This is a genomic window from Metabacillus hrfriensis (genome assembly GCF_030127205.1).
Lineage (GTDB): Bacteria > Bacillota > Bacilli > Bacillales > Bacillaceae > Bacillus_P > Bacillus_P dongyingensis.
In genome coordinates this window covers 1,433,769-1,456,766 of sequence record NZ_CP126116.1, presented here as the reverse complement: position 1 = coordinate 1,456,766, position 22,998 = coordinate 1,433,769, and the positions used below count along the sequence as shown (strand labels likewise).

Annotated in this window: 26 protein-coding genes and 1 pseudogene; 8 read left to right on the top strand and 19 right to left on the bottom strand. The window is 36.6% G+C overall.

Going from position 1 to position 22,998, the window contains the following annotated elements:
- Window positions 1-100 precede the first annotated feature (100 nt).
- The 3 genes from QLQ22_RS07230 to QLQ22_RS07220 form a co-directional block, all read right to left on the bottom strand.
- Window positions 101-565, bottom strand: a complete 465-nt coding sequence (locus QLQ22_RS07230; RefSeq protein ID WP_223440743.1) for a copper homeostasis protein CutC — start codon at window positions 563-565, stop codon at window positions 101-103.
- A gap of 407 nt (window positions 566-972) precedes the next feature.
- The gene (locus tag QLQ22_RS07225; RefSeq protein WP_284016333.1) at window positions 973-2,001 is read right to left on the bottom strand and encodes a histidinol phosphate phosphatase domain-containing protein; all 1,029 of its coding nucleotides are present in this window, start codon (window positions 1,999-2,001) and stop codon (window positions 973-975) included.
- Window positions 1,991-2,782, bottom strand: coding sequence for a DeoR/GlpR family DNA-binding transcription regulator (locus QLQ22_RS07220; protein WP_223440741.1), 792 nt, complete (start codon window positions 2,780-2,782; stop codon window positions 1,991-1,993). The genes QLQ22_RS07225 and QLQ22_RS07220 overlap by 11 nt, the downstream gene beginning before the upstream one ends.
- 429 nt (window positions 2,783-3,211) lie before the next feature.
- Between QLQ22_RS07220 and QLQ22_RS07215 the strand changes: the two genes are divergently transcribed.
- From QLQ22_RS07215 to tatC, 3 genes are all read left to right on the top strand, one after another.
- Window positions 3,212-4,414 (top strand): metallophosphoesterase family protein, encoded by a 1,203-nt coding sequence (locus tag QLQ22_RS07215; RefSeq protein WP_284016332.1) that lies wholly within the window; start codon window positions 3,212-3,214, stop codon window positions 4,412-4,414.
- A gap of 35 nt (window positions 4,415-4,449) precedes the next feature.
- The gene (gene tatA, locus QLQ22_RS07210) at window positions 4,450-4,629 is read left to right on the top strand and encodes a twin-arginine translocase TatA/TatE family subunit (protein WP_223440739.1); all 180 of its coding nucleotides are present in this window, start codon (window positions 4,450-4,452) and stop codon (window positions 4,627-4,629) included.
- A 64-nt stretch (window positions 4,630-4,693) separates the two neighbouring features.
- Window positions 4,694-5,440, top strand: coding sequence for a twin-arginine translocase subunit TatC (gene tatC, locus QLQ22_RS07205; protein ID WP_223440737.1), 747 nt, complete (start codon window positions 4,694-4,696; stop codon window positions 5,438-5,440).
- 146 nt (window positions 5,441-5,586) lie between these two features.
- Here the strand turns inward: tatC and QLQ22_RS07200 are convergent, their stop codons facing one another.
- The 4 genes from QLQ22_RS07200 to QLQ22_RS07185 form a co-directional block, all read right to left on the bottom strand.
- Complete coding sequence (locus tag QLQ22_RS07200) at window positions 5,587-6,270, bottom strand: copper homeostasis protein CutC (protein WP_284016331.1); 684 nt, start codon at window positions 6,268-6,270, stop codon at window positions 5,587-5,589.
- Between the two features lie 44 nt (window positions 6,271-6,314).
- Window positions 6,315-7,481, bottom strand: a complete 1,167-nt coding sequence (locus QLQ22_RS07195; protein WP_284016330.1) for a MalY/PatB family protein — start codon at window positions 7,479-7,481, stop codon at window positions 6,315-6,317.
- 302 nt (window positions 7,482-7,783) lie between these two features.
- Window positions 7,784-8,233, bottom strand: coding sequence for a DUF421 domain-containing protein (locus QLQ22_RS07190; RefSeq protein ID WP_284016329.1), 450 nt, complete (start codon window positions 8,231-8,233; stop codon window positions 7,784-7,786).
- Between the two features lie 170 nt (window positions 8,234-8,403).
- Window positions 8,404-8,997: a dienelactone hydrolase family protein gene (locus tag QLQ22_RS07185; RefSeq protein WP_284016328.1), complete on the bottom strand. Its 594-nt coding sequence runs from the start codon at window positions 8,995-8,997 to the stop codon at window positions 8,404-8,406.
- A gap of 253 nt (window positions 8,998-9,250) precedes the next feature.
- Here QLQ22_RS07185 and QLQ22_RS07180 point away from each other — a divergent pair, with 253 nt between their 5' ends.
- Entirely contained in the window at window positions 9,251-9,442 is a 192-nt protein-coding gene (locus tag QLQ22_RS07180) for a hypothetical protein (protein ID WP_284016327.1), read from the top strand.
- A 325-nt stretch (window positions 9,443-9,767) separates the two neighbouring features.
- Window positions 9,768-9,866: pseudogene (locus tag QLQ22_RS07175) on the top strand (YjcZ family sporulation protein); the annotation flags it as partial.
- A gap of 359 nt (window positions 9,867-10,225) precedes the next feature.
- Here the strand turns inward: QLQ22_RS07175 and QLQ22_RS07170 are convergent.
- Window positions 10,226-10,684, bottom strand: a complete 459-nt coding sequence (locus tag QLQ22_RS07170) for a VOC family protein (protein ID WP_284016326.1) — start codon at window positions 10,682-10,684, stop codon at window positions 10,226-10,228.
- 192 nt (window positions 10,685-10,876) lie between these two features.
- Window positions 10,877-11,260, bottom strand: coding sequence for a YciI family protein (locus QLQ22_RS07165; RefSeq protein ID WP_223440729.1), 384 nt, complete (start codon window positions 11,258-11,260; stop codon window positions 10,877-10,879).
- A gap of 641 nt (window positions 11,261-11,901) precedes the next feature.
- Here QLQ22_RS07165 and QLQ22_RS07160 point away from each other — a divergent pair.
- Complete coding sequence (locus tag QLQ22_RS07160; RefSeq protein ID WP_284016325.1) at window positions 11,902-12,444, top strand: tetratricopeptide repeat protein; 543 nt, start codon at window positions 11,902-11,904, stop codon at window positions 12,442-12,444.
- Window positions 12,445-12,768: 324 nt separating this feature from the next.
- Window positions 12,769-12,924, top strand: a complete 156-nt coding sequence (locus QLQ22_RS07155; RefSeq protein ID WP_223440725.1) for a hypothetical protein — start codon at window positions 12,769-12,771, stop codon at window positions 12,922-12,924.
- Window positions 12,925-12,980: 56 nt separating this feature from the next.
- On the opposite strand, the gene QLQ22_RS07150 is transcribed toward QLQ22_RS07155, so the two are convergent.
- From QLQ22_RS07150 to QLQ22_RS07105, 10 genes are all read right to left on the bottom strand, one after another.
- Window positions 12,981-13,217 (bottom strand): hypothetical protein, encoded by a 237-nt coding sequence (locus tag QLQ22_RS07150; RefSeq protein ID WP_223440723.1) that lies wholly within the window; start codon window positions 13,215-13,217, stop codon window positions 12,981-12,983.
- A gap of 62 nt (window positions 13,218-13,279) precedes the next feature.
- Entirely contained in the window at window positions 13,280-14,050 is a 771-nt protein-coding gene (locus QLQ22_RS07145; protein WP_284016324.1) for a hypothetical protein, read from the bottom strand.
- 236 nt (window positions 14,051-14,286) lie between these two features.
- Window positions 14,287-14,526 carry a hypothetical protein gene (locus QLQ22_RS07140; protein ID WP_223440719.1) on the bottom strand — a complete coding sequence of 80 codons (240 nt, stop codon included), beginning with the start codon at window positions 14,524-14,526 and terminating at the stop codon, window positions 14,287-14,289.
- Between the two features lie 162 nt (window positions 14,527-14,688).
- Complete coding sequence (locus QLQ22_RS07135) at window positions 14,689-15,027, bottom strand: (2Fe-2S) ferredoxin domain-containing protein (protein WP_284016323.1); 339 nt, start codon at window positions 15,025-15,027, stop codon at window positions 14,689-14,691.
- Between the two features lie 25 nt (window positions 15,028-15,052).
- Window positions 15,053-15,931, bottom strand: a complete 879-nt coding sequence (locus tag QLQ22_RS07130) for a DUF8832 domain-containing protein (protein WP_284016322.1) — start codon at window positions 15,929-15,931, stop codon at window positions 15,053-15,055.
- Between the two features lie 29 nt (window positions 15,932-15,960).
- The gene (locus QLQ22_RS07125) at window positions 15,961-18,381 is read right to left on the bottom strand and encodes a heavy metal translocating P-type ATPase (protein ID WP_284016321.1); all 2,421 of its coding nucleotides are present in this window, start codon (window positions 18,379-18,381) and stop codon (window positions 15,961-15,963) included.
- Window positions 18,382-18,537: 156 nt separating this feature from the next.
- Window positions 18,538-18,744: a copper chaperone CopZ gene (copZ, locus tag QLQ22_RS07120; RefSeq protein ID WP_223440715.1), complete on the bottom strand. Its 207-nt coding sequence runs from the start codon at window positions 18,742-18,744 to the stop codon at window positions 18,538-18,540.
- A gap of 15 nt (window positions 18,745-18,759) precedes the next feature.
- Complete coding sequence (locus QLQ22_RS07115; RefSeq protein ID WP_284016320.1) at window positions 18,760-19,101, bottom strand: metal-sensitive transcriptional regulator; 342 nt, start codon at window positions 19,099-19,101, stop codon at window positions 18,760-18,762.
- A 451-nt stretch (window positions 19,102-19,552) separates the two neighbouring features.
- Window positions 19,553-20,098 carry a metal-dependent hydrolase gene (locus QLQ22_RS07110; protein ID WP_284016319.1) on the bottom strand — a complete coding sequence of 182 codons (546 nt, stop codon included), beginning with the start codon at window positions 20,096-20,098 and terminating at the stop codon, window positions 19,553-19,555.
- A 286-nt stretch (window positions 20,099-20,384) separates the two neighbouring features.
- Window positions 20,385-21,563, bottom strand: a complete 1,179-nt coding sequence (locus QLQ22_RS07105; protein WP_284016318.1) for a glycosyltransferase — start codon at window positions 21,561-21,563, stop codon at window positions 20,385-20,387.
- A gap of 183 nt (window positions 21,564-21,746) precedes the next feature.
- Between QLQ22_RS07105 and wecB the strand changes: the two genes are divergently transcribed.
- Window positions 21,747-22,847: a non-hydrolyzing UDP-N-acetylglucosamine 2-epimerase gene (gene wecB / locus QLQ22_RS07100; RefSeq protein ID WP_284016317.1), complete on the top strand. Its 1,101-nt coding sequence runs from the start codon at window positions 21,747-21,749 to the stop codon at window positions 22,845-22,847.
- The last annotated feature ends 151 nt before the right edge of the window (window positions 22,848-22,998 follow it).

Below are 22,998 nucleotides of genomic sequence, written 5' to 3'. Positions count from 1 at the left end.
ACACTTTTAAATGCCTGCAGCTTTTTATTTGTAAGTATCATGTAACGATTTTTCTGATCGCTTTTATTTGAATGGGATCGATAGGGTTACTATAATTCGATTAATAACGGATTCCCGAAACAAAGTGAACTTCTCTCACGTTCACTTTTTCTAAGAATGCAGGTAAGTTTTGAGGGGTTAACCCTGATCCTGCCATAATTGAAAGACCCGTTCCGGCTGATAGATCTGCTAGCTGACTTAGCTCTTCTATTGCTTCTGTAGCTTTATCTTTGCTGCCAGATGTGAGTACTCTAGTTATCTCAGGGTACTTCTGAATCACTCCTAAAGCTGTTGCCAGATGATTGGCCTCGTCAAAAGCGCGGTGAAAGGTATCTAACCCCTTTGATGCGCGAATTAATTTAGTAAGCATTTCCTCATGAATTTCCTTCTCGTTAGTAAGAACACCAAATACAACTCCAGCTGCACCTAATTTCCGGCAGATTTCAATATCTTCTAACATAATATTCAAGTCTTCATCAGAATAACAAAAGCTCCGGCTATGCGGCTGAAAAACTCTCCAGAGCACTTGCACTGACCTTTGATAGATCTACAGCTCGGTCTGGGTAAAAGAGTTATTCAGCTATCGGTGGCTTATCATAAACAAATCTCGAAGTTAGTGCGCCAAAACCGATCTTGCAAAGCGAATTCACAACAGAAACAACAATCTATGAGAAAAAAGCCATATTAAATTGATATATGGACATTTGTTAATTGAAGCACTAATCCATTAAAAGGAACTTTAATGGAGTAACTTTTAAAAATGCAGTACATTCAGTTCAAATAACGACTGATTTTTTTGTGCAAAAAAAAAAACCGCAAAAGCGGTGCAATTTAATGTGCGAATCTGCGTTAATTCTAGTGTGATATTGAGATTTCCCTCACAAAAGGGAACCCAATAAATTATGATTTCAGGTGTTTTTTCTGCTTTTTGTTCTAACGCAGGATATTCAATGAAGATCCCTCTATCGAAAGAGGCTTCATAATCCGTTTCCTCTTATCAAAAGTAGCGATTTCCTTTACCCCTTTATTAATCAGCATATCCATGTTTTCATCTAGAAAAGCACCTATATCCTCTGGAAAATGGGCATCAGAAGAAAGAAGCAATGGAATCTCATTTTCGATTAATAAATGAAGAAATGGTTCACTTGGACACATTTCTTTTACCGGGAATCGGTAAAATAAACCTGCGTTAACCTCTGTAGCTGCATCCATTTCTTTTAAAGCTTTTACGATCCTTTTGTACATGGGCATCAAAAGATCAGTATGCGGTCGGTAGCCAAAGACTTTAATATTATCCAGGTGCGAAATATAGTCAAATAAGCCGCTTCTGATTGCCTTTTCCACGATTCTAAAGAAGGTTTCATATAATACATGGACATCATAATTTTCAAACTCATGGATCGTTTTAGGATTATCAAACCCCCATCCATTGATAAAATGAACAGAGCCATTAATAAAATCCCAATCATGCCTGCAAAGCAATGCAGATAAATCCTCTTCATCACCTTCAAAGTAGTCTGCTTCTATTCCTACCTTTAACTGCACACCTTGTTTGGCCCATTTTTCTTTATTTCTTGAAATGGATTCCGCAAAATGATCCATGCTTTCGGTCATGACCAGATTTAACCACTGCTTTTGCAGGCGGCCAATCGGGCTTTCATCAAGCAGCATGTTCTTTTCAAAATACTCTCGGCAATCTGTAAAACGATATAAATGATCCACAATCCCGACTTCTTTGATTCCTTTTCTTTTCGCATTTTCAAGATATAAATCAAGCCAAATTGGATCATAAGCTCCTTTTATCATTCTTTCAGATAACTTTTGCACGGACTTGGCAGCCCATTGTTTCGAGGATTTTTCTTCTGGCGAATGCTGTCCCAATAGAAGGTTTTGATAGGTTTTTTTCAGCCAATTAGATGTATAAGGTCCTTCTTCAAGATGAACGTGATAATCAACTCTCATTGGCGTCACCTACAGTTATCCAATCTACTTGACCAAAGACTGGATCTTTAGACCAATCAGCCGGCATTTTTTGATCAGTAATCAAATAGTCAATAGCAGAGAACGGCCCTATATGGAAAAGAGCCCTCTGATTCAATTTAGAAGAATCAGCTGCAACAATTATTTGTTTTGATCTCTTCATCATAATGGAAGAAGCCGTTGCTTCTTCTACATTGAAATCACAAATTCCTTCCTTGTTTATTCCCCCGCATGAAATAAAGGCTTTGTCAAAATAAAATTGTTCCAATAACTTATTTGTTATGGACCCGCTTATAGAACGCTGCAGAGGATTGGAAATACCTCCGAGGACAATGACTTTTCCATCAAATAACCTGTTTTCGATCCGGCTATTTAATAGTTCAGCTGCTGCCAGAGAATTGGTCACGATTGTTACATTTTTGACGTCTTTAATAGCACTTGCAATTTGAAAAGTTGTTGTGCCGACATCAAGAGCGACTAAATCCCCATCCATAATAAATGTCGCCGCAGCTTCTCCAATCATTTTTTTCTGAGGATGAAAGATCCCGACTTTCTTATTAAAATGAGGCTCTATAATCACACCAAAATATTGGATGGCTCCACCATGAATTCTGCGCAATTTCTTTTTCTCTTCGAGTGCGCTCAAGTCTTTTCTGATTGTTTCAGGCGTCACGTTTAATTTTATAGCTATATCTGCTACGCCAATTTTATTTTTCATTTCCAGTTCTCTTATTATCGCTTTATATCTATCATTCATTTTCATTTCCTTCCCCCATTTTGTTTTGTTTTGTTTTGGATTAACCCATTATAAAAAAGGAATATAAATAATAGACTGTAAAAATATTAACTTTTGTAAAATTAAACAAAAATGAAAACGAAATCAAAAGCCTAATCTTGCGATTCATCAGGCTTTTACCTCATAAAAAATTCTAAAAACCTTCTTTTTTATGCGAAACAAGCAATTAATTTTTGTTTTTTTGTTTTTTGTTTTGTTTTATTTACTTACATTGCTGTTTTGTTTAATAATCTATCAACATTTATATCTTATGATGAATAGGTAGCTAACGGGGATCGTGGCGCCCTCTCCATTTACGTAGTGAATGCTTGCAGCATTACATAAATGATTCTCCATTACTATTGCTCTTTTCAATTGTTATGCTAATCAATCAATTAAAAAATTGGAGGTTTTTTTATGAGTAATCAAGATCAGCAAAAGGGATTAGACAGAAGGAGTTTTATAAAAATAGGCGGAATGAGTACACTCGCGTTAACACTGGCAACAACTGGCCTGCCGGGAAACTTATTGACGAACACTGTACATGCAGAAAAAAAACCGGACGCTAAGCTTCACTTCAACTCAGATGGAAAATTTAAAGTCGTTCAATTTAATGATACTCAGGATGATGAACGTATTGACCGGAGAACACTTGAGCTTATGGAGAAGGTGCTTGACTCTGAAAAACCGGATTTTGTTGTACTGAACGGCGACAATATTGCTGGAGGCTGTGATACAGAACTCGAGATGAAGCAAGCTCTTAATAATGTTGCTCAGCCTATGGAAAAAAGAGGGATTAAATGGGCGGTTACGTTTGGAAACCATGATGAAGACTCCACTTCCAAGAGCGGAATGGACGAGAAAGCGATGCTGCAATTTTATATGAAGTACAAATATAATATGAACGAGCCAGGTGAAAATGGCCTTACTGGTACAGGCAACATGAACCTCCTCATTAGACATTCAAAAGGCAATAAGGCTGCATTCAATCTATGGCTTCTTGACAGCGGCAGATATGCCCCATCACAAATCGCCGGACAAGATTTTAAAGGTTACCCTACTTGGGACTGGCTCCGTTTTAATCAGGTGAACTGGTATTATGAGAAATCTAAGAAACTTGAGAAGCAATACGGTTATAAAGTGCCTTCACTCGCATTCATTCATATCCCTTTATGGGAGCATCGTTTTATGTGGCATGGAGGCGTAGACGTAAGAACACAAGCAAGCCATGAGCTTGCAATGGCAAGGCATCAAATCACAGGTGAACGAAATGAAGATGAATGTCCTGGACCGGTAAACGGCGGTTTATTTTCAGCTATGCTTGAGCGCGGAGACGTTAAAGGAGTTTTCTGCGGACATGATCATATAAACACTTACTGCGGAAATTACTATGGAATTCTCCTTGGATATGCCGGAAACACAGGCTTTGGCACATACGGCCTTTCAGGTGCACAAAGAAATAGACTTCGCGGAGCACGGGTATTCAATTTAGATGAGAACAAAGAAGGCGGACTTGTTGAAACTCATATGGTTTTCGCTAAGGACTATGGAATTGATTTAACTGCGAATGATCAAAGTATAGATCCACTGCCTTTAAATACTGAACAGACGAACAGTTAATTCTTATAAAATTTGAGAAAGATGGAGGAATGATCATGCTGCAAAATATAGGCGTCCCTGGACTAATCCTCATTCTGATTATCGCGCTTATCGTATTTGGACCTTCGAAGCTGCCGGAAATCGGCCGTGCATTTGGAAATACATTAAGAGAATTTAAGAACTCAGCAAAGGATATCATGTCAGAAGAAAAAGAAGAGAAAAGCAGCTCTAAGTAAAAGTGCCGAAGATGTAAACACCATGTTTGCATCTTCCTCTTATTTTAAAAAGGGAGAAGCTAATATGAACAATAAAGAGTTATCTTTTGTCAATCACCTTGGGGAATTAAGGAAACGGTTAATCTATGTTTTAGTCGCTTTTGCCGTTTTTTTATTTGGTTCATTCCTATATGTACAGGAAATATACGAATGGCTGGTTCGGGATCTCGGTCATGACTTAGCTGTCTTAGGGCCAAGTGAAATTCTGTGGGTCTATTTTACGATTGCAGGGGTCATTGCCATTGCACTGACTATTCCTATTGCAGCTTATCAAACGTGGCTGTTTGTAAAACCGGCATTAACCGATAAGGAATGGAAAACAGCGTTAGCCTACATTCCAGGGTTGTTTACTTTATTTGCTGCAGGTCTATCATTCGGTTATTTTATCGTCTATCCGCTTGTCCTTAATTTTTTAATCTCTTTATCAGAAGGACATTTTGAAACCATGTTTACTGCAGAAAAGTACTTTAAATTTATGATCAATCTGACACTCCCGTTTGGATTGCTATTTGAAATCCCTTTAATAGCTATGTTTCTTACCTCAATTGGCGTCATTAATCCGATGCTGCTCTCTAAAGCAAGAAAGATTTCTTACTTTTTACTTACACTGATCGCTATTTTCATAACCCCCCCTGATCTTATTTCAGACATACTTGTTATTGTACCGTTATTCGTTTTATATGAAATCAGTGTGAGCTTATCTAAATTCGTTTATCGAAAAAAACAGCCAAAGCAATCTGAAACAATGATCCCATTGAAAAAAATTTCATAGACAAAAGGCTGCAGGATTTAATAAATACCTGCAGCCTTTTGACTGATGGCTGAATATTTTGGGGCCTAATATATCTGACGTAAAAGCGAATTCTACCTCAAGGGAAGAACCTTAAACTATTTCTGAAAAACTTTACATGACTCTCTTTATGAAACGATTTTCCTGATTGTTTTTATTTTATTGGGATCGATAGGGTTGTTATAGCTTGATTCAAAACGGATTCCTGAACCAAAGTGTACCTCACTCACGTTTACCTTTTTTAAGAATGCCTGCAAGTTTTGAGGTGTTAATCCTGATCCTGCCATAATGGAAAGTCCAGTCCCTGCCGAAAGGTCAGCCAGCTGTCCCAGCTCTTCGACCGCTTCTGTAGCTTTTTGCTTGCTGCCTGATGTGAGGATTCTAGATATCTCAGGATATTTTTGAAGAACTTCTAAAGCCGTGAACAGATGATCAACCTCGTCAAACGCCCGGTGGAAGGTAATATCTAACCCTTTTGAGGCTTGAATTAATTTACTTAACTTATCTTCATCTATTTTCTTCTCTTGCGTTAGAACACCAAACACAACTCCAGCAGCACCTAAATTGCGGCAAATCTCAATATCTTCTAACATAATATTCAAGTCTTCTTCTGTATAACAAAAGCTGCGGCTATGCGGGCGAATCATCACATTCACTGGAATCGTTAATTCGCTGCAGACACTTTTAATTAAGCCATAGCTTGGCGTAAGCCCTCCTTCCAACAAACCAGTGACTAATTCTATCCGATCGGCACCAGCAGTTTGTGCGGTTTTTGCATCTTCAAGTGAATCTGCGATGGCTTCGATAATCATAATCTGTTCTCCTAATCGTGTTTAAATTTTTTATTCCAGCTAAATTAGAAGGTTTCTTCTTTTCCTTTTACAGCAGCTTTCATTCTAAGTAAAGCTTCCGTTAAGACCTCACGGGGACATGCAATATTTATACGTTCAAACCCATACCCGCCTTTACCGAATTTCATTCCTTCATCAAGCCGAACTCTTGCATTTTCTAAAAAGAATGTATGCAGCTCTTCATGCGGAATCCCAAGATCACGGCAATCCAGCCAAATCAAATGAGTCGCTTCAGGTTTCAGCACTTTAATAGCAGGAATATGTTCATTTAAATAAGCACATACATACTGAAGGTTCTCTTCTAAATAACCCCTTACTTTTTGAAGCCATGGCAATCCCTTATAATAGGCAGCAATCGTTCCTTCAACGGCGAAAGCATTTGGACGCATTAAACCGTATCCTGTTAATAGGGCTTCATATTTTTCTTTCACATCTCTATTCGCAATAATAAAAATAGAGCTTTGCATGCCCGCGATATTAAAAGTTTTACTTGGTGCAGCACATGTAATAGAAAACTTTAAATGGTTTGGGTGAACGGTTGCAAATGGTATATGCTTATAACCTGCGTAAGTTAAATCTCCATGCATTTCATCCGAAATAACAAAAACACCATGTTTTTCACAAATTTCTCCAATTTTACGCAATTCCTCACGAGTCCAAACTCTTCCTACTGGATTATGAGGGCTGCACAAAATGAATATTTTCGTATTGGGATGTGATGCTTTTTCTTCGAAGTCTTCAAAATCCATTTCATAGTATCCATTCGAAGACACAAGAGAATTATATAAAATGGTACATCCTTGTGTTTCAATTGTAGAAAAGAAAGGATAATAGACAGGATCTTGCACGATCACCGCATCACCTGTCTGTGTTAACGCTTTTAATAATAAATTGATTCCAGGAATAATTCCAGGGCTAAAAGAAATCCAGTCGCGTTTTAACTCCCAGCTGTACTGTGTTTTCCACCAATATTGAACAGCATCATAATAACGTTCACAAAATGTGCTGTAACCATATATTCCATGCGCTGCTTTTTGACTTATCGCATTTACGATTTCTTCTGAAACTTGAAAATCCATATCTGCAATGCATAATGGAATAATATCTTGATCCTCTATGTACCATTTAACAGAATGTGTTTTTCTTCGATCAATAAATTTTTCTAGCTGCATGACTTATTCTCCTATCTTTTATCCCCTAATGATAATTCATCCATATTATACAAGAAGTAATGAGCTTTTATCCTTTTCTTCCTGAACTTTTAAGAGGCTATGTAAAGTTTATAGTAATATTAAAATAAGGGAACCTGCCTTTTGGAGCAGGCTCCACAATTCTCTTCATATAAAGTTTAACTAATGGAATTTAGCAAAATACAGTTGGATAGCAGACAACAATTCACTAATGCCGTTACATCATTATACAGCCAAATTTTAAGTGATTCTCTTTGGATATAAGAATGCCAGATAAATAATAATCACTTATTTTTTTTAGCTGAAATAGTTCCATTAGTTTCAAGTATTCCAAGCTTTACTTCTTCAACCGACCAGACATTTTGCATTCTTAACAACATTAAAATTTCATCCTGATCTAAATGTGCCCGTTTTGCAATGTGCCAGTTAATTGATCCATCTTCAATGATTACTTCAGGCTTTCCTTCTGATATTTTCCGAATAAGTTTTATTCTCTGTGCTGCTTTTTCAAAAAGCCATATTGCTGATGAACAAACAAGTAACCCTGTAATTAAATACGATAATCCTTTTTTGGGGTCAAGTGCTGTTTCTTCAACGATCCCGCCTAAAATCAGCACGTAGATAATATCAAGCGGGGTTGCTTGAGCCAGTTCTTTTCTCCCGAGAAAACGCATGATGAAAATTAGAGCAAGAAGACCAACTAATAAGTCTAATGCCATTTTTAACAAATCCATTTTAGTCCCCTCCTACTAGCCCTATTCCCCTTTATTTGTTATCTAAAAAAAGAAAAATTTTCCTCAGGGCAGGCAAGTGGAGTTTTTGGAACATCGCCACTATTTAATATCATTGATAACTTATCTTTATAGCGAGATTCATGTAAATGCGCTCTTTGCAGAGTAAAGACTCAGTTATTTCTTAAAAATTTCAATAGTTCTCTAAATGTATATTGATCAGATTCTTCATTGTATTTATGTGAGTAAGGATCGCTGAATCCATGTTCGCCCCTGCATAAATGTACATATATACCCTGTTTATCTAAACTTGAAATGAATTCATGAACATTAAATGATTTTTCTGCTTGGGGAAAAAACAGCAAGGTTGGACATTTTGGAGATATATTTACATAGTCTCTAATACGTGAACCATAGTACCCGACAATACCATCCACATACTCCAGCTCACTGCATAACCAAGAAATAGTGGCCCCTGCACTAAATCCAATAATAAATATTTTTGAGTACTCATCTTTAATATCAAATAAGATATCTTTTATTTTATTGAATCCATTTGTGAAACCAACATTATTCATAAAATTAAGGTAGGCTTCTTCCTCTTGAAAATAGTCAAAAGGTAATTCATGTTCTAATAAATTTGGACAGATAACATCAAAATTTTGTTCGGATAAAACTTCACAAAAATCCGTCATATGTTTGTTAATTCCATAAATTTCGTGAATGACAATGATTACTTCATTTGATTCTTTGTGGATTTTAAACATTCTAAATACCCCCTCCATTTAGATTTTAAGATAAAAGTAAAACTAAAACTGCTTAATGGCGGAATTTATTTTATTCAGTCACTTTTCACGCTTTAAGGTTTTGTATTATTCTAGATGATCTGCCATATTTACAGAATGTTACTTTTTTTGAAGATAGGGTATATAAAATTAAGCTTATTTTCATCTAGTATCTGCCGCTAAGCTTTCTTTGCTCATTATTATGAATAAAGAAACCTTGGTGGGAGGTGATTATTTGAGAAAAGTTTATGGAACCCAGAGATTAATTGAGTATTTACATTCAGTCGACTATCCAATGACTGAGGAGGAAGTCACTAATTTGCTGCTAAGGAAAGTTATCCCCCATCTTAGCCCCATCAACAATATTCTTATTTTTAATCTGGATCATATTGATTGGTGGATAAAAGAAAATCCTAAAACTACTTAGTATATTAAGGCCCCGCTAAGCGGGGCTTTAATAATTCTGGAGCATAAGGTGATGCCGCCTTGTGAGCAATGCATTTTCCATATCCATCTGAAAGCGGCGGAATTCTTCTTACCTATTTTTCATCTAATCAATTTCAACCACTAATAGCCTATATGGGTCTTACTTTAGCACCTAGAATTAACTGGAAATAAAAATGGATAAATTCCTTGGGAAGCTATACACACATTAAAAATTAGAGTGAAATTGCAAAATGTGCTTATTAGTCTAAGCTAAAGTCCCCGCTGCATCATAAAGTATTTTAGTTCTAAAAAGGAGGGAATACTTTATGGGTGAGAGTTATGGAGGAAACTATAATAATGGTTTTGCTTTAATAGTAGTACTATTTATTCTTTTAATCATCGTTGGTGCTGCTTTTGTTGGCGGCAGTTACGGCGGAGGCAACGGCGGCGGATACTGCTAAAGCAAATTAAAAGGTAATAATAACTTATCTGTCTTACAAGATCAGGGGCTGATACCTGATCTTCTTTTATAATAAAAGCACAATAGTGCTGACTCCTGCATAACTTATAAGAATCCACAAGCAGAATCCCCTTACCTTTTTATACACTTTCATCAGCCGCCTTTGGGTGGCTTTTAGTATATAATTAATTTCCCTAATAAAACGTGGAAAAGCCCTTATAAGGGCTTTTATTTCATTATGGTCCTCATTAGTTTAAGATAAAAGCCACCAAAAGCTATCGGCCTGGGATTGAAAATTGGGACCGGGGGGGCATGGCGGGTGGGTCATTGCTGAATTTCACGCATCGCACCCAACACGATGTTATATCCATCAGGGTCCTGTATATATACATTTTTAAACTCCGAATTGCCGTGTACATCAGTAAATGGCTCAACTGTTATATTTCCGCCTTTTTCACGTACTTCTTCGACAAGGGTGTCCAAGTCATCCCAACTAACGTGTATAAATGTATCCCATCCGCAGTCAGGACCTTCCCATTTTGTTGGATAATCTGAACGCTTTTTTGAGGAGGCATTCGGCCGCACATCATCTCGGGAGACTGCCTGTTGAAGAATAAAAATCATTCCGTCTCGTTCTGCGTGTCCCCAGTTATCTACCTTACATCCGAGAACATCACGATAGTATTCCTGAGATTTCTTTAAGTTTGAGACTAAACGAACTTGAATGGTCAGTCCGAATTTCGCTCTCTTTTTTATATTTACCTCCGATAATTGCTCGCTCAATTTCATTTCTCCTTTCTGTTTCAGAATCGTTTAAAAGACAAACACTAATTTATTCAGCTAATACTTATTTTTTTCCTGTAAATTTGTTTACGTGAATCGTTAAACTATTTGATTGATTTCCTTATGTAGTATTCCTCTCTTCCTCGGAGTATGAACTAGAAGTTCCCTCTAGCGGAATCTTGAGGTAAAAAATTAGACCGTCTCTTCTCTCTTCTCGAAGTAATGAACAGGACGGATCTCAATGCGCCATCCAAACTGCTCACCTTCAGCAACTTGTGCGGCAGGATGTAGTGAGGCTATCCGAATTGCATCCTTCATGTCCTGTGCTTCAATGAGGAACGCACTGCCAATCAACTCTTTGGTTTCTACAAAAGGACCGTCCGTAACCATTACCTTCCCGTGCTCCCGGCGCAAGCACTTGGTCTCTATGTCAAGCCCGGCATCCATTATCACTTGACCGCTCTTGTAGAATTCCTTGAGGTGGGGCTGACATTCGCTCATGACAGTCTTAATCTCCTCCTTAGGACGGGCGTCCATTTTTTCTGGATTGAAGTAACCTAAACATAGATATATCATTTTGACATCTCCTTTATTTTAGTGATTTGGCTTACATTTTGCTGTTATTAACAGCTTTTATTTTACCTTTAATAAGTCAACGTTTGATCCAGTAAAATCGACACATTACTAATTGTATTTCTAGACTTTTTCATCTGTTTTGCGTGCTATTCCTCCTTACATGTCAATTTCTTCATCCAGCAATATCTCCCTTTTCTTCGGAAGCCGATCTATCTATAACTCTCTTGATTTTTAATGGTACCTAAACTTTTCCTTCTTCCCTAATCCTGCCCTTTAAAGTAATACAATTCAACAAGAAGGAGCGTTAACCCTTTTTGGATTAACGCCCCGTTTGTTGATAATTAGATAAATTACGGTTATCCGTCAGGTATGCTGCAAACTCTGCAGCAGCAAAGATAAGCTGAAGAGCATAATAGTCTTCCAACCATATCCCCCGTAGAATAATGCGACAATACGTGAGGCTATAAACAAGTCTGATTTAATGTTTAAAAATTCTGTTTATTCATTGACCGTTTAAACAATAAACATTATTATACAAATAAACTCTAAGTTAGTGCACAGAATTGAAATGAATACTCCCTGGCAGTATTAATAGAATTAATGCAGCTTGCCAGTACTAAAACAGTAGGTGAGATAAAAAAATGAATGGAAAATTTAAGAACTCTTCTGAAAATGCAAATTTACGTTTACTACTGAACAAAGCTATTGCATTACGTGAAGACGGGCGTGCAAAACAAGATATGACTCTTTTGAATGAAGCACGTACGCTCCTTTTAAAAATGTCCGAAGATTATCCCGACAACGCAGAAATTAATTATCAGATTGGGATTGCTTATGATAATTCCGGCTTTGGGAAAGATGCAATCCCTTATTATGTTAAAGCGATTGAGCAAGGCCTTTCAGGACCAGATCTACAAAGATGTTTACTCGGTCTTGGCAGTACTTATCGTCTTTTGGGACACTATGCTGAAGCGGTTGAAACACTCCATCGCGGTGTGACTCAGTTTCCTGAACATCGCGGCCTGCAAATCTTTTATTCATTGGCTTTGTATAATACCGGCAATTATAAAGAAGCAATGGAAATAGTCTTGATGAATTTGATGGAAACAACGAATGATGAAAACCTCCAATACTTTAAACGAGGGATTTCTTATTATGCACAGCACCTTGATGAAACCTGGTAATCATTAATAGCAGAAAAACATCTGAAGATTTTATCCTAAAATGCTAATTTTAAGAAAAAGTTAAAACGCAGGGGAATTCATTTACGAATTTCACTGCGTTTTTCAATGAATAAACGTATGGCATTATCTCTCACTTTGTAGATAAAATTCAACTTTTATCGTATTTAAAGCAGTTTATTTGGAAATAATTTTAAACACTATGGAGCCAAAGAAGGCTCTTTTTTTTGTGTCATGTAATGACTGAGCAACGTTTGAAATAAGAATGAATAATAGAAGCAGTGAATACATTAACTGATGGATAAATAATAAGGTGGTTGAACACTTATGAATAAAGAAGAGTGGAAAAAAGCTTTGTTAGAAGAGATTAGGACGGAAAAAGAACGTCATCATGGTCCCAACATAAAAAAAATCGCCTATCCAACAATGAAAGACGTGATTTTAAAACTCATTCCTGTTCCAAGCCTGTTAAGAAGGCTGTGATTGTTATATACCATTCATTAACCACAAAAAAGGAAACCGGCAGTCCCGGTTTCCTTTTATTTTGCGCTGCCGGCACTTAGAAAAGCTTGAAGGTTTTTCAATACTGGGTCGTTTTTAGAGACATTGACTTTGTTTATTTGAACATCAGAAATTTTACTGTTTTTGATTGTTTCTAAAAAGTGTGATTTATATGTTTCTTTTATAGAAAATTCAGAATCCTGACGTTTTCTCCAATTTTCATATTCTTCATCTTCGGAATGGTAAATACGCATATGTGAATTTTTATTTTCCATTTAATTCACTCCCTTTATTCTATTGTATATCCAAATCAATATCTATGTAAACACTCAAGCAGTTATGGGATCAGAAGGGTTGTATGACAAATATTTTTTCCATATTCAAAAATACTGGTAACTACTTCTTTATCATAATCTGTAAATGTGTGCTCTTTACTCTCTATGAGGACAATAACCTTTTTCCCAAACTCTTCTCTGACTGCCATTAAAATATTGGTGTCAACAGATACTTTATTCTTTATAAAAACTTGTTTGTCAGACGATGTTTCAAGAACCAGCCTATCCATTACATTTGTGTAATATGGATTCGAGAATGGTGAAGTACCCGCTTGATATTCCCATACTTGCGCTTGAATATTGATTAAAAGTTCATTTTGAAAGAATTCTTCGTATTTTGCTAAGATTTCTTGAATGGTCCTTTCATATGGGACCGGAGAATAGGAAGACACTCTTCCTATAAAGTATGTATTTAACTTCAGAACAGACGATATAAAATGAAATTGGTTTAATTGCTTTTCTTGCTGTTTAGCTATTTCCGCAAACTCCACTTCAAATTGCATCACTTTAATTCTCTTTAGAGGGGCTGCAATGACAATCATAGCAATGAAAATTCCTAAAAGCACAACTAAGACGAATCTCAGAACGGCTAATATAAACGGTGAAAAAATTCTGCCTATAAGGTCATTGCCATCTTTAACTGCGTGAATAGATTGATGATGAAAATATCCTTTTACTCCGTATACAACCGCCAGAACAAAGAAAATCAGTATGATGCTGTAATAAATCTTATCTTTATTTTCTTGCAGCATCTTTATTAGCTTTTTCCACATCAAGCCGTTCTCCCTTATTATCTAATTCTTCTTTAAGTAATGATACCAATTGTTCCCACATAATATCTATACTTATTTTAATCAAATTTAAAATGCCAGTGGTTTTGACATGGCAGCTGAAAAAGAATAAACACAAAAGACTCGTCCCATTTGACGAGTCTTTTTCATATAAATATGAGTTAGTTAATACGGTACCCCACTCGCAATAGTTAATAAAGTACCCCTTTTTATCCAACTTACTTCTTGATTTTATTGTTGATTTTATTCCCACGCATAATTTTCTCAAAATCTTCCATCTTTTCATTAGTCTTTATGTTAGAAAAATGATATGGATTTTGATCTTGATTGAATTCTTCGTCAGCGTTGATAACTATTCCCATTTGCTTCCCTTGCGTGGCTGTTGAATCATTTATGACGTTTTCTTTTTCACCATCAAAATGGGGAGTTACTTCACTATTTTGGTCATTCCTTGGCATAATTTACATCATCTCCTTAGTGTTAAGATGACTGACTTTAATCAAATCTATTCCTGAGTTTATGTCCCATCTTTGACTTTATTGCAATTGTTGCTGGACACTTATTGCAGCAGAAAAGCGTCCTGTTATACAGAACGCCTATTTTGATATAGAGTTAAGATGTTACCGTTCGCTGCTTTCATGGTTCTTAAATGTTTTCCCATCATGGCAATAAAGTTCAGAGCCGATATGATCATTGTTATTTTCTTTTAATTGACGGATAAGTTCTTCACTTTTTGTTTTATTCATTTCTTTATACCAGATTCCTTGTGGGTATAGAACAGCGATTGGACCATGCTTGCATTGGCCGTTGCATAATGTTTTTGTTGTGTGAATCTCCTTTTGGAGCTCTGAGTTTTTCAATTCTCCCCTAATGGTCTCTGTTACTTCTTCAGCTCCATTTTTCGTGCATGTTTTCCCGCTGCAAATTAATAGATGTTTGCTAAACCCATCTAAGTTCATAAAAATTCCCCTTTGTTCCTCCTATTTATTTGACCTCTATAACAAATGGATAGATATTGACTTTACCGTCAAATTTAAATTCTCCCCACACTTTGTAGAGCCCAGGTTTATCGAACTTTGTTTTAAATACTGTCTTTTCTTCTGACGCAGGGTGCACATGTACAAATTTCTCACCCTTATCATCCAAAATAACAACATGGCCTAAAGCCCCCAGATAGGGCTCTGGAGTAATCCCTTTTGTATCAAAATTTAACGTAACATCTTTGTTTGATACTAGCTCTGCAGTTGTTAATTCAACTGTCTTTTCATTGATTGTTTTTGTTAAGTTTGTATCAGCCTTCAGTGTATTATCCTCATGTTCACCATGACCATTCCCCACATGCAGCTCTATCGGACTAACCTGATAGGCAAGGTTTTTTGGTTTAATATCAACAAACGCTTTATATGAGTTTTCAGGCAGGTCGAATTTCAGAGTATAGGTGCCATTTCCTTTTTCCTCAGGATGTAAATGGTAATAATCTTCTAAGTCAGCACTTACAATAATTAAATGCATCATTTTTTCATGTGAAATTTCTAATTCAGGTGAATTTTGATCTTTATCCTTTAAATCAATGGTAATTAAGCCTTCCTCATATTTTACGTTTGCGGCCACTTCTCTTTCTGCACGAGCTGCATGATCTGAATGCCCTGAATCCGCACCTTCACTTTTTTGACTAGTATGTTCATCGTTATGCTCTTCCTCAGTACCAGTTTCTTTTTTCTCGTTACTATGTGATGCTGCCGAATGGTTTTCAGTGTGATCGTTATTTTGATTCATGCTTGCATAAACGGTATATCCGCCAATTACCAACCCGAGATAAACAATAGCTGAAATCGCCCAGGCAACTATCTTTTTCTGTTTCATAAAAACACTCCTCTCTTTATTAGAATAAATTATCCTTTTAACTTAATCCTTTGTAATCTGAGTGCGTTTAAAACAACGGAAACTGAACTAAATGCCATTGCTACCCCTGCAAGCCATGGTGCCAGAAAGCCCAGTGCGGCAATTGGAACGCCTAACGCATTGTAAGCAAATGCCCAAAACAGATTTTGCTTGATATTCCGAATCGTCATTTTACTCATATAGATTGCATCGGCAATACTATTTAAGTCTCCTCTGATTAAGGTGATATCAGCAGCCTCCATTGCTACATCAGTGCCAGTACCGATTGCCATGCCTATATCTGCAGTAGCTAACGCTGGTGCATCGTTAATACCGTCACCGACCATCGCCACTTTCTTCCCGGCTTTTTGCAGTTTTTTAACTTCTTCTGCCTTTCCTTCCGGCAAAACTTCTGCTATAACATGTTCAATTCCGACTTCTTTTGCAATTGCTTGAGCTGTCCGCTTGTTATCACCTGTAATCATAACAACCTCAAGACCCATCTTTTTTAACCTTTCAATCGCTTTTTGAGAGGTTTCTTTAATTGTATCTGCGACAGCAATCACTCCTGCAAATTGATGATCAATTGCGACCAGCATTGCGGTCTTACCTTGCTTTTCTAAGTTTTCCATCTTAGGTAATATGTTCCCAACATCAATGTTATTTTTCTCCATAAGCCGGCGCGTTCCAATAAGCACGGATTTACCTTCAACTTTAGATTCGATTCCAAAACCAGGAACTGCTTCAAAATGTTCAGTGCTTCCAAGTTCAATCCCTTTTTCTTTAATGCCCTCAACTATTGCTTCAGCCAGCGGATGTTCAGAATTTCTTTCTGCAGAACCGACCACCTTTAAAAATTCATCTTCTTCAAATTCATCTGAAAGAATAACATCTGTAAGTGTTGGTTTTCCATTTGTTACAGTTCCCGTTTTATCAAGGATCACTGTATCCAATCGATGTGTCGTTTCAAGGTGCTCCCCGCCTTTAAACAAAATTCCATATTCTGCAGCTCGGCCCGACCCGGCCATAATGGAAGTAGGCGTAGCTAGACCCAGTGCACATGGACATGCGATAACCAATACGGCGATTAACTTTTCAAGAGCTGCTGCAAACTCTCCAGGGCTTACAACAAAGTACCAAACTAAAAATGTCACAATGGCTATCCCAACTACAATTGGGACAAAAATTCCGGAGATCACGTCGGCTAGACGCTGAATAGGAGCTTTTGATCCTTGTGCTTCTTCAACTACTTTGATGATCTGCGCTAAGGCAGTATCCTTCCCAACCTTTGTTGCCTTTACCTTTATAAACCCGTTTTTGTTAATGGTTGATCCTATTACTAAATCTCCAGCTGTTTTATCAACAGGAATACTTTCACCTGTAATCATTGATTCATCAAGAGCAGATCTTCCTTCAAAAATCTCACCATCAACAGGTACCTTTTCACCTGGTTTCACGTATACGATATCACCAGCGATTACCTCTTCAATTGGCACATTCAATTCTTGGCCGCCTCTAAACACCGTGGCCGTTTTGGCCTGCATGCCCATAAGCTTCTTAATGGCTTCAGATGAACGTCCTTTTGCTTTTGCCTCAAACAGTTTACCTAATATAATAAGGGTGATTAATACAGCACTTGTTTCAAAATATAATTCCGCCATGTGGGCATCAGAACCTATTGTTTGAATGCTCAGGTAGATACTGTAGAAATAAGCTGCAGATGTGCCAAGCGCAACCAAAACATCCATGTTTGCACTTTTATTTCTCAATGCTTTATATGCACCTGCATAAAATTGACCGCCGACAAAAAATTGAACTGGAGTAGCAAGCGCAAGCTGTACCCATGGATTCATAAACATTTCTGGCAGCCAAATAAACGATGTAAATTCAAAATGACTGACCATTGCCCAAAGTAAAGGGATAGACAAAATAGAAGAGAAAATGAATTTACCTGTTTGTTTCTCAATTTCTTTCTGTCTATGATCAACCTTTTCGCCATTAGTTTCTTTCTTTTGTTCTAATGAATAGCCCAGTTTTTTGATGGCTTCCTTCATATCAGCAGCCGATACTTCGTTAGGATTATATTCTGCTGACGCAGATTCCAAGGCGAAGTTTACCGTTGCATTTTGTACTCCATTCAACTTATTTAAACGTTTTTCAATTTTATTAGCACACGCTGCACATGTCATTCCGCCTATATCAAATTCTGCTTTTTCAGTTACTACTTTGTAACCTAAAGATTCCACTTTTTCTTTAAGCTGATTTACATTTGATCTGGATGGATCAAATGTTACTTTTGATTTTTCTAATGCGAAATTCACGCTCGCATCCTCTACTCCATCTATTTTTTTGAGACCTTTTTCTATTCTCACCGCACAAGCAGCACATGTCATGCCAGCTATTTGAAGTGTTGTTTCTTTTTTATCGCTCATAAACTTACACTCCTATCACCACATACTATAGTGGGGTATATTTTCATGGAACAAATGATACATCTGCTCTTTTATTCAAGTGAACCTCCCCCTTTATACCTAGTGGGGGTATATTTAATTGAGAAAAAGGAGTGCTTAAAAAGCACTCTCATTTTTTTATTCAACATCATAGCCTTGGTCATCAATTGTTTCTTTAATTTTATCTAAAGAAACTTTTTCCGGGTTAAAAGCAACATCCACTTTTCCATCTTCTAAATGTACTTTTACTTCATTAACGCCTTCAAGTTTCCCTACACTGCCTTCTACAGATTTCACACAGTGTCCGCAAGACATTCCGCTTACATTCAATTTTACGGTTTCCATTTGTCACTTCTCCTTTTATTTTTTCATTAGTTTTTGTATCGTTACGACAAACTCATCGAGAACATCCATATCGCCCTCATTGATCCGGTCAACTACACAGCCCTTTAAATGGCCTTCAAGCAGAATTTTCCCAACACTGTTAAGAGCTGCTTGAGTCGCTGCTATTTGTGTAATAACATCATCACAATAAGTATCTTTTTCTATAAGACCTTTAATACCCCTGATTTGCCCTTCGACACGATTTAAACGGGTTACTAAATTTTTTTTTACTGCATCTGAGTGATGACTTTTTCGGGAAGAAGTATTACAGCTGTCATCCTCAATAGGAAGATCCATTTTCTCCATTTCATTTTCCATTAACTTCCCTCCTCGAAAATAATATACCATACCCCTCTACCCTATGTAAATTCATTTTCATTTATTTTTTTACCCATTTTTTAATCTTTGAATATATATCGCTGGCAGCAAACAAGGCTTAGAAGTTGACCGTCCTAGTTTTGTCAATAAAAATAAGGATAACCAACATGTGAAGGTGGGGGATAAGCAGCCCGTAAATCCCTGATTCTGTTCAACTAACATTCAGTGGGGGAGGTAGGCCGGCTAAAAACGCGACGTCCTGTCGCAACGCCGGCACTAGCACGTCCTCTGCGTCGGAAACCCCCACTGAATGAAGTTTCACTTTATGGATTCGTTGAAATGGATAAATTTAAATAGATTAGTAGAACGTTTATATGAGTAGATTTCTCTGTTGAGGTATATTTTGAGGATGCTTACTATACTGTTATAGATTTTAAATATTAATATTAAATTAAGAAAATCTAGAAGTTAATTTTATTAATTCAGTTTTGAAAGAGTGCAATGAGGTTACAAATTGAGAATCAACTACTATGGCTAGGATTGTGACTAATATAATGAAAGAAAAGAAAAATATACTTGTTTCACTATCGGAAGAAGTTTTGTATGTTAGATACTTAGGTAATTGAATTTTCTTAGCACCAAATGGCATTAATAACGGAACTCCCGAAACAGAGAACAAATCACCCAATATATGAAATAAATACCCAAGTGATAAACCCAAGCCAAAAAAGTTATGGAAAATGGAAAGAGAAAATATGGAAAATATTAGCCAAATAAACAGAGAATGTGTAATACCTTGGTGACCATATTTACTGTTTATCACTTTATAAATACTGAATGATCGCCTACTAATATATGAATTCGGCTCATCAATATCAGGAAGTATACTGCCGATTATTATGCCGGTAACATAACCGAAAGTAAAAGGAACACTCAGTATTAGTGAGATGCCCGCTCCCGCTGTAACTGAAGTGATAATGTGTGTATCATAACGCATAAAACCACTCTCCAATTAGTTTTATATCAAGTTATGACAAGCTATAGCTATATATTCAATTAGGAGATAAGATTGCAGAATTCCTCAATGAAATAACTTAAAAAAACCAAAATATGCAGAATGATAGTCACTTTTTCACAACAAAAAAGCGTCAATTCCTTGACACACAAAGGATTAACGCTTCCTGTACCTGTTTGTGCTTGAGCAATAACATCCTTCCCCTCGATTACGGATGGGATTGTCATAAAAAAGACCCTTCTCACTTGTGTGGAAAGAGCCTTTATTATTATTTAAGACTATTATAAACTTCTGCTAAACGCTCCTCCATCCTTTCCCAACAATAAATAGTGCGCATCGCCTCTCTGCCATTTTTACTCATTTGATTTAATAATTGACGATCCTGATATAGTAGTTGGAACGCCTCTACGTATTCTTCTGCAGTAGGGTCTTCTTTTTCTACTACGATACCACATTGATATTTTTCAACAAAGTTTTTCATTTCATGTGATTGATTAACAACAACAGGAACTCCATTATTCAAGTAGCTAAAAAATTTATTGGGCAGAGCATAATTTCTATTTTCTTCATTTGTTCCAAAAAAGATATAGCCAACATGCACATTACTTAATTCTTTTGGCAGATCATGGTAATCGACCCATCTACACTCAATATATGGATTGTCATTTATTTTCTTTCGCATTACCTGATAATATTTACGTACTGGAACCCTTCCTATAATCTCAAATCGGAAATTTTCCATTTTTGATTTACAAAGATTGGTGATATCTAGTATTTTTTGGGGATTACCTTTTCCTACTGTTACGACACCTTCATATGCAATGGTAAAGGAATCCTTATTGTCATTTTTCACAGGGATCTCTTCTTGATAGGATGGAGAGTTATAGATAAGCGTAACAGGTATTCCCGGATATCTTTTTATATATATTTCTTTAATAGACTCAGATACCGTAATAAGATGATCCACTTCCTTCATCATTAACGCCATTAAAGTGTTATCGGCCTCTAATTCATGAGCATCAAAGACAACCTTTACGTTTCTTCCCTTTTTTCTTAGACTCCTTTTAATCTGTACAGCCTCATACAAAGTATGCCATTCATGGGCGTGATAAACGTTAGCATCAGTAGACAATGCCTTATCATATAATGTGTCAATAAAAAAATCTTGCCGGTTCTCCTCTAGGGCCTTAATCATCTCATTTACGTGAGAACTTAGAGGATATTTAATAACATAAGTTAAAAAGTGAACATCTTTATATATAAAAGAATCCTGTTGATATGTTTTATCTGTTATATAATTCCTATCCGGCCCTAAAACATACTTGCCATTCTTTCCTGCCACAATCGTAACATCGTGGCCTATTTTTCTTAAACTTATTGCTTCTTTTTCAAAAATTCGAATATCTTTAAAGGAATGTTCTCTAATCAGCTTACAAATTTTCACCATATCCCTCACCTCCAAAACAATAATCATTAACTACCTTATGTCGTAAAACTCCCTTTCGATTGGACGGTGCTGTTAATCCCTTTTGACTACATCGTTATTCTATAAACCGACGGTAATAAATAGTACAGGTGGACATAGAATGGTTTATTGAAATCTAAACTGTTTTTGAAAGGTTGATGTATTTTGAAGCTTATAACCGTAATAGGTGCGCGGCCGCAATTTATCAAATCGGCACCTTTTTCTGATGTATTTCGAAAAGAACATAACGAGATAATCATTCATACGGGGCAGCATTATGATAAAAATATGTCAGATATTTTCTTTAAAGAGCTCAGTATACCTGAACCAGATTATCATTTAGGGGTCGGCTCGGGAAATCATGGTTTCCAGACCGGAAGAATGCTTGAAAAGATTGAAGATATTATTTTAAAAGAAAAGCCTGATGGAGTACTCGTATACGGTGATACAAATTCTACTTTGGCTGGTGCACTAGCGGCTAGTAAATTACACATCCCTGTTTTTCATGTTGAAGCAGGCTTACGCAGTTATCATAAAGGCATGCCAGAGGAACAAAATAGAGTACTAACAGACCACATCTCTGATTTATTGTTATGTCCAACAAAAACCGCTGTAGAAAATTTGAAAAAGGAAGGAATTACTGAAGGGGTGATTCTTACTGGTGACATTATGTATGATACAGTCAATCGATTTATCACAATTTCAAATAGCCTCTATTCTAAAGACGCCTGGCTGGAATCCTTAGAGACTGAAAATGAGGTAATTCCTTCTCATCTTCAAGAGAATGAGTATTACCTTGCCACTATTCATCGGGCTGAAAATACTGATGACTTTCAAAAGCTGCAAATCATTTTTTCAGCTTTTGAAAAATTGGATAAACCGGTACTGATACCGTTGCATCCAAGAACTCGTAAATTAATTGATAAATTGAATATCAAATTTAAAAATGTAACCATTATCAATCCTGTCGGATATTTATTAATGCTCTACTTAACAGCAAACGCTTATATGATTGTGACTGATTCTGGAGGCCTTCAAAAAGAGGCTTACTTCCTGAAGACTCCATGTACAACACTAAGGGACCAAACGGAATGGATTGAAACATTAGAAAATGGTTGGAATATGTTAAGTCGAATAGAAGTTCAAACAATTACTAAAACGGTTACGCGAAAATTAGACTGTCTGAAATATTCTCAACCACCCCTATTTGGAGATGGAAAAGCAGCGGAATATATATGTCAAGCGATATTAAAAAGAGAAAACTGAATGGTTACTTTAATGAGCTAGAGAGCATCATCTTTATCCGAATAAGAATCTTAGCAACAAAACAGGGGCACACAGTTAAAAAGAGCCTAGAAATAGGCTCTTATATTTACTCTTATATTTCTCCGCTTTTCATTTCACGGCATTTCGCTTC